This window comes from Nitrospinota bacterium (assembly GCA_009873635.1).
In the GTDB taxonomy this organism is placed as follows: domain Bacteria; phylum Nitrospinota; class Nitrospinia; order Nitrospinales; family VA-1; genus LS-NOB.
The window spans coordinates 6140-12762 of record WAHY01000016.1; the positions used below are offsets into that span (position 1 = coordinate 6140).

A 6623-nucleotide genomic window follows, 5' to 3' on the forward strand; every position below is an offset into this window, starting at 1 on the left:
ATTCCATCTTTCCATTCGCCGGAACCCTCCACATTCTGGTTTTCACCAGGTTGCGGAGTGACTGTGCCGAAACCTTCCGCGTTCAGTTCTTCAACCGGGTTCTCACCCGTGGTGTTCAGTCTGGCAACCGGGTTGGACATGATTCCACCATAGATCAGCGCGTCCATATCTACTCCACCCCCCGCATACTCAAGGTCGTCTTCGGCTTCAAGGGTTTCTTCCAGTCCGGCTTTCCAATGCCAGATATTCACCGGCTTATTGCGGTTGCCCATCCCGAAAAATGGTTCGTTATGCCCGTGAGTGTGAAGTGTCACGGCTCCAAGGGCAAATTGCACTGCTACGCCATCGCGGAATATATCTGAATGCAATTCTGAAAAAGCGTCATGAGTCGGGTCTTCCCACTGCAAGCGTATTGCCAGTTGTTCTCCATTGTTTACCGAGGCAACGTTGATGAACTCCACCGCACCTCGCCGAGCCGATAACGGCCTCAATACCAGGTTTTTCGAAGCCACCCCTTCCCAAACGGGACTGGAAGGATCGGTGTTCAATTCGACTCCTACTGGAAGAGAATAAACATCCGTTTCAAACTCAGCCTCCTTAAACTCTTTAACAAGTTTGGAGCGAATGTAGTGCACCAATGCCCAGCGATCTTCTTCGGGAATATGGATGTAGGAACCCATGGGCGTTCCATCGAGCCCGGAAGTTATCGTCCTGAAAAGATCCTCCGCTTTATGTCCACTTTTAAAATAATGCGGATTAGTGATGTCATGCACAAACACAGCATGCTTCCAGGCATCCATGAGGGATTCCGCCAGCTCTCCATCTCCCTTTAATGATTCTCCATGACAACGATAACATTTTAATGTCTTATAAAGTTCCTTGCCACGGGCCACCAGTTCTGGTGTGGACTCAAGAACCTTTTTCACCTCTATTTTTTTACCAGGCTTTTCCTTTTTGAAACGTGAAGAAAAGTTTTTGATATGCCCGATCAAAGCCCATGTATCTTCAGGGCTCAATGCATCCTTCCATGCCGGCATGGATGTTCCCGGTATGCCATTGATGATGGTCCTGTAAAGATCTTCATCTCTGGGAAGAGTGCCCGTCGGAGTAGAACGAAATTTAAAAATACCTTCCCTGAAATCCCTGGGCCAGGGATATAAATATTCCACCGCCTTGCCGCCGCCGTTACCGTCCTTTCCATGACAGAACACACACATGTGCAAATAAATATTCCGACCACGAGCCCGCAGACTGTCAATGTCCTGAGGCCTGGTTTCGTCAAGCTGGTCATGAGCTCCCCGGGTACGGAATAAACTATCCCCTTCTTCATGCCCCATTGCGCCATGATCCATGGCTCCATGATCCATTGGCTCACCAGTCCGATACTCTTCTCCGGGAGCAGAATGACCCATTGCGCCATGATCCATTTCATGTTCCTGTGCCATCACTGAAGAAGCGAAATAACACGCGCCAGTTAACACCAGTAAAGTTATTATTGATTTATATAATCGTACTTTATGTTTCATATGTTTACTCTCCCTTCCGGCGAGTCGCCGGCGGCACCCAACCGTGTTTATCTGGAGAACCGCAGTCTATCCTGGCTCAATGCAGCAATACGATTAATCACCCTTCCCAGCAGAGCGGACCAATTTTGCACCTTGCTCCATATCTGACAGCTCTTTGAGGTTAAAGTAGTTTTCTTTATGGCCAAGGCCAAAGTACCAGGCATGGTCTAAACCACGCTCGTCCCTGGTCCAAATATAATAGCTTCCTCCGTTTGCAAACCCGTTGGGCAACCCAAGAGCTTCATCATCCTTACTTTTAATTTTTCCAGAAGCAATCCATAGACTATTTAGTTCCTGAATTGTTGGCAAACGCCAATCGCTATGACCGGCAAACTTTTCTGAGTTTTTTATCGCGACATACTCCAGGGCATCGTACCAGTTGAGACCTTTTTTTAAATCGTGGAAAGAATCTCCCTGCTGCCACATCAAACCCGTGGTGGAGTCTGTAACGCTACCATTTTGGTTATCGACGAAACTCGCCGCCCCAACCGGAACAGCGTTAAGAAAAAAAACAAGGAAGGCTGCTATAAGAAATTTAGAAATAACCGGCATATACTCGCCCCTTTTTTGAGATTGAGTTTATACTATAGATTATACCGGAGAAAAAAAAGGGAATGAACCCCTAACCCATAATTCATGTAGAGCAGAATGTTTTCAATTGGTTGCAGAATGTTACAAGCTTCTGTATTCTGGTCGCGCAATAGTTCGTCTCGAAATTAAAAACCTGTTCTATATTTCAGTGGTATTTCTTGGACACAACACAACTCATAGAAAGTATTAAGGACTTTGTCACTGCCCTGCCACCCCTTTTGCAATTATTACTGGGTATATTTGCCACAATAGGGTTTCTTAAATTGTTCATGTTTGTGGTTGATCTCATCGAAGATTGGCGAGAAAGTCGCTAAGCGCGAGGCTGTGATGTCCCTCTTCCTTAAATTTCATGCTCCGGAGGGGTATAATGAGCAATAACTTTTGCCGGCTGGGAAAATGCTTAATCGGCAGATGAGGCTCTGATATTTTACCAGCGGAGGTCACTCCGCCGCTGAGCGCACAGTGCTTATTCGGCAGAAAAGATTCTGATTATAATTCGAACTGCATGAGGTCGCGGGCCAGAACCAGTTCACCCTGATAAAGATTTGAAACTGTTTCGCGGATAGCATTCATATCGCAGGGTGGATAAAAATGAGTTAGGCAGAGTTTTTTGCAATCCGCTGCTTTCGCCAACTTGCCGGCCAGCGAGGGAACCAGATGCCCTGGTAACTTGGTATCATCAGGAGTGGCACATTCCAGAATCATCAGGTCTGCTCGCCTGCCAAGTTCTATCATTCCTTCGCAATAATCAGTGTCTCCGGAAAATGCCACCGACTTGCCCTCTGAGTTCACAAACCGGTAGCCTCGGCTCATGTCAATATGCCTGACTTTTTTGAAAAGTACCTGATGACAGCCAAAGTTTTTCGAACCCTCATCAATTTCAGTGATCTGGAAAAGGTATTCCTTAGGGGTAAGCCAGTTCCCGAATGTGGAAAATAGTTTGTTTAAAAATTTCTGGAAGCCGGGACCCGCTACAATTTCCAAGTCTCTCTTCCTTGCCCCAGGGCTATACTTTGCGCCAAATAGAAAAGGAATCAAATCACAAATATGATCCGGGTGATTGTGTGTGAAAAAAATTCGGTCAATGTCGTGGTAGGTGATTCCCAGGTTCAAGAGTTGTTTTAAAGTTCCATACCCAAAATCAACCAGGGTATTGGTGCCCTCCTCCTGAATGAGCGCTCCCGATGAGTTGCGCTCCAATGAGGGCACTGCTGTACCAGAACCCAGTATTGTGACCTTCACAAACCCTTACTCCATTTCTTTCATGGTTTGTGGGCGGAAAATGCCAAACGAACTGGTGTAACCGTGTAAGAAAGTTGTCTTGCCCACTGGCCCTATCTCACCGTTACAAAAAAATCCCCCTAAAGGAATGTTTCCCAGTTTGCTTAGAAACATATCTGTATCGTGGTTAGCTTTACCATACAAGTATTGGCCGCGTCCCAGACAAGAAAATAATAAGGCCCCGCTGGCATTTTCAGCATTGCCCTGATTCAGGTAACGGGTCAGCATCACATCCAGGTCTTCTGCTGACATCTGTTTATCACGCAAATGAAATTGCACCAGTTGTCCGTTTCTTAACAGAGCGCCGATAGCCACCGCTCCGCTTTCACGATCAACTCCCATCAAATTCCTGATGAGAAAATCTCCCTGCTGTGGATTATCATTCATAGGGTCCATTTCTATTCCCAGAAACAAAGAGGTCTGGATAAGCTTTTTATCATCTTCGGATAACATTTCGTTCAATTCATGCAGCACTTCCAAAGGTGGTTTTCCTGCAAGCTCTTGAAGCAAGTTATGTTCACATTGAGTGATTTGCATGGGCTCACCAATAGGGCGGCACCCCTGCGCCACAATAGTATCGATCTCAATATCACCGGTTAAAGCAATGCCTATCAATCCACTGTCATAAACTTTATCCCCCAGGTAGAGCGCGTTCCCGCCCTGAGACTGTGCTCCACTGGCAAGCCCACCAACTTTTTTGCTATTGGGATACGCGAAATCCACTCCGGCCAGAAATTCTTCTCCCCGGAAAGAAAAAGGGTCTGCCAGAAAAACAAAATGAGGTTGGTCTTCCACATTCACTTGTAACCATTCCCTCCAAACAGAAGGAGATGTGTCCTGGTCAGGCAAGTCATTGGTTGTGGATTGCAGAGGTTTTATATTCACACCGGGCAGATCGGCACAGGTGATGCTAACAGCCGCTTGATGCTCAGCTTCTTCCCCATTACCAATTATGCCTCCGCCTGAACAACCAAATAACAAGCCGGGTTTCAAGTATCGGTTTACCAGTTCGGGAACCTTGTCATAAAATTCCCTAAACTGGGGAGAAACAAAAATAACCGTCAAATCGGACTGATCTTTGCCAAGTTGTTTGACAGCAGACTCCGCCGCTTCTTGCACAGCATTGTCAATATCGGTTTGCCTGGAAAGTGCGGAAACCCACTTCATGAAAAACTCCTTTTTTATGTGTAAAAGCTATTAGATGCTAGGTTTCCGATTTGGGTTTTCCTGTCATCAATTCTATCGCTGCCTCTGCCGACCGGGTCCCGCTCTGGATACAATCGGGTATTCCAATTCCACGGTATGCGCTTCCCGCAAGAAAAATACCTTCCTGCAACTCCCCCATGATGGAATCAATTCGTTCAGAGTGGTTCACATGGTATTGCACGTTTGATTTTCTATTATGGTAAACTTTGCAAAAAACAGGCTCTTCTTTTATTCCCATTATTTCTTTCAAGTCCTGTTTGACCAGGTCTGCCATCGTTTTTTCATCTTTCTCAGCGATGTCCTCCTGCAAGGCACCTCCAAGGTAGCAGCGAAGCATGACATATCCATCTGGAGTCCGATGCGGAAATTTTGAAGACGTCCATGTGCAGGCAAGAATACTTCTTCCTTCGCATTTCGGGACGACAAACCCAAAGCCATCCAGAGCGTGAGAAAATCCTTCCTTCTTGTATGCAATGGTCACTGTCGCGGTGGAAACATATTTGATCTGCTTTAAAAGTTCTGCGGCTTTAGGAGATACAGACTCAATAAACCGGGCTGTTATATGACCGGGTGTAGCCAGTATCAGCGCATCGGCTTTATACTTAACGCCTCCCTCCAACCCAACAGACCAGTTGCCCGCACTTCCAACAATAGACTCCACTCTTGCACCAGACTTAAATTGGATATCAGGGGATTTTGTAATTGCCGCTGCAACCATTTCTCCCAATCCATCTTTTAAGGTCATGAACAAGCTGAAATTACTTTTTGGGCGCTTGCTGGAGTTCAACAACATGGCTTTTTTTCGTGCCAGCATGCCCAGAATCAAGGATCGATATTTACGCTCAGTCTCAACAAACATGGGAAAGGTGCTTCCAATACTCATGCTTTCCGGATCGCTGGCATAAATACCAGCCAGCATAGGTTCGGCCATTTTTTTTAATGCTTCCTCACCCATTCTTCTGCGAACAAATGAAGCCAGACTCTCATCGCTCTTATCGGATTTCTTTGGAATTAAAAGATCGAACGCCATGCGTATTTTCCCCGGCAGACTGAATAAAGGTGTCAGGGCAAACGGCAAAAATTTGGTGGGAATCATCAAGCTTAATCCATCTGGCATTGTCACAAGCTTACCGCCTGTGTAAACATAGGTATTTGGAGTTTCCGGGTTGGTTGAAACCAAGCTGTCTCCGATGCCTAATTGCTGGCAAAATTGAATGGCGGCAGGTTTTTGCGAGATAAATGAGTCGGGGCCCCGTTCAATGACGAACCCATCTGATCTTTCGGTAGCTATTTTCCCTCCAAAACGATCCCCACCTTCAAGCAGGATACATTCCAGGTCAGAGCCACTTGATATTTCCTTCTGGATACGGAAAGCCGCTGCCAACCCGGCTATTCCACCTCCTATAATGATGATTTTTTTCATGAACTCATTATGTCAGGTTTCATCTGTTCCCGCAATAAGATGCCTATATCTCCCCGAAAAAGATAAGATTATTGCTATTTGACAAAAGGATTTGGTATATTTTTGAAATTCCATTAAAATAAAACACTATAAAGCTAGCTCATTAATTTTGTCAGGAGACCCAATAATGTCTAATTCTGCTGCGGCATTGAAAGAAGCCGTTGAATTTGAGAAAAAAGCCTTGGAAAAATATAAGGAAGCCGCCACTATGGTGAAGCATCCTGAGACTAAAGAATCCCTTGAAAAAATAACCGCTGACAGAGCACAGACGATTGAGTCCATGCACTGGGTTATCATGGCGGAAGCAGGAAAAATTGAAACGGAAAAACCCGCACCAGCCGCTGAGGGAGAAGCCTCTCAGAGTGGAGCCAGTAAATGTCCTTTCTCTGGAGCCCTGGCAGAAATGGGCATAGATATTACTAAAATGTCCAAAGAAGAAGCCATGGAAAAAATGGGAGATATGTCAAAAATATTCCCAGACAGTTCAAACTCATAAACCTAATCATGAGTTTGAAAGT

General features: G+C 45.7%; 6 protein-coding genes. 1 reads left to right on the plus strand and 5 read right to left on the minus strand.

The window, feature by feature from the left end:
* From F3741_09690 to hemG, 5 genes are all read right to left on the minus strand, one after another.
* A partial coding sequence (locus tag F3741_09690) for a c-type cytochrome (protein ID MZG31054.1) occupies positions 1–1526 on the minus strand: 1526 nt, incomplete at its 3' end.
* 93 nt (positions 1527–1619) lie between these two features.
* Positions 1620–2117: a DUF1566 domain-containing protein gene (locus tag F3741_09695; GenBank protein MZG31055.1), complete on the minus strand. Its 498-nt coding sequence runs from the start codon at positions 2115–2117 to the stop codon at positions 1620–1622.
* Positions 2118–2645: 528 nt separating this feature from the next.
* Positions 2646–3383, minus strand: a complete 738-nt coding sequence (locus F3741_09700) for a ribonuclease Z (protein MZG31056.1) — start codon at positions 3381–3383, stop codon at positions 2646–2648.
* 21 nt (positions 3384–3404) lie between these two features.
* Positions 3405–4604 (minus strand): hypothetical protein, encoded by a 1200-nt coding sequence (locus F3741_09705; GenBank protein MZG31057.1) that lies wholly within the window; start codon positions 4602–4604, stop codon positions 3405–3407.
* A gap of 37 nt (positions 4605–4641) precedes the next feature.
* Positions 4642–6066, minus strand: coding sequence for a protoporphyrinogen oxidase (gene hemG, locus F3741_09710; protein ID MZG31058.1), 1425 nt, complete (start codon positions 6064–6066; stop codon positions 4642–4644).
* 166 nt (positions 6067–6232) lie between these two features.
* On the opposite strand from hemG, the gene F3741_09715 reads away from it, so the two are divergent.
* Positions 6233–6601 carry a hypothetical protein gene (locus tag F3741_09715; GenBank protein ID MZG31059.1) on the plus strand — a complete coding sequence of 123 codons (369 nt, stop codon included), beginning with the start codon at positions 6233–6235 and terminating at the stop codon, positions 6599–6601.
* Positions 6602–6623 lie beyond the last annotated feature (22 nt).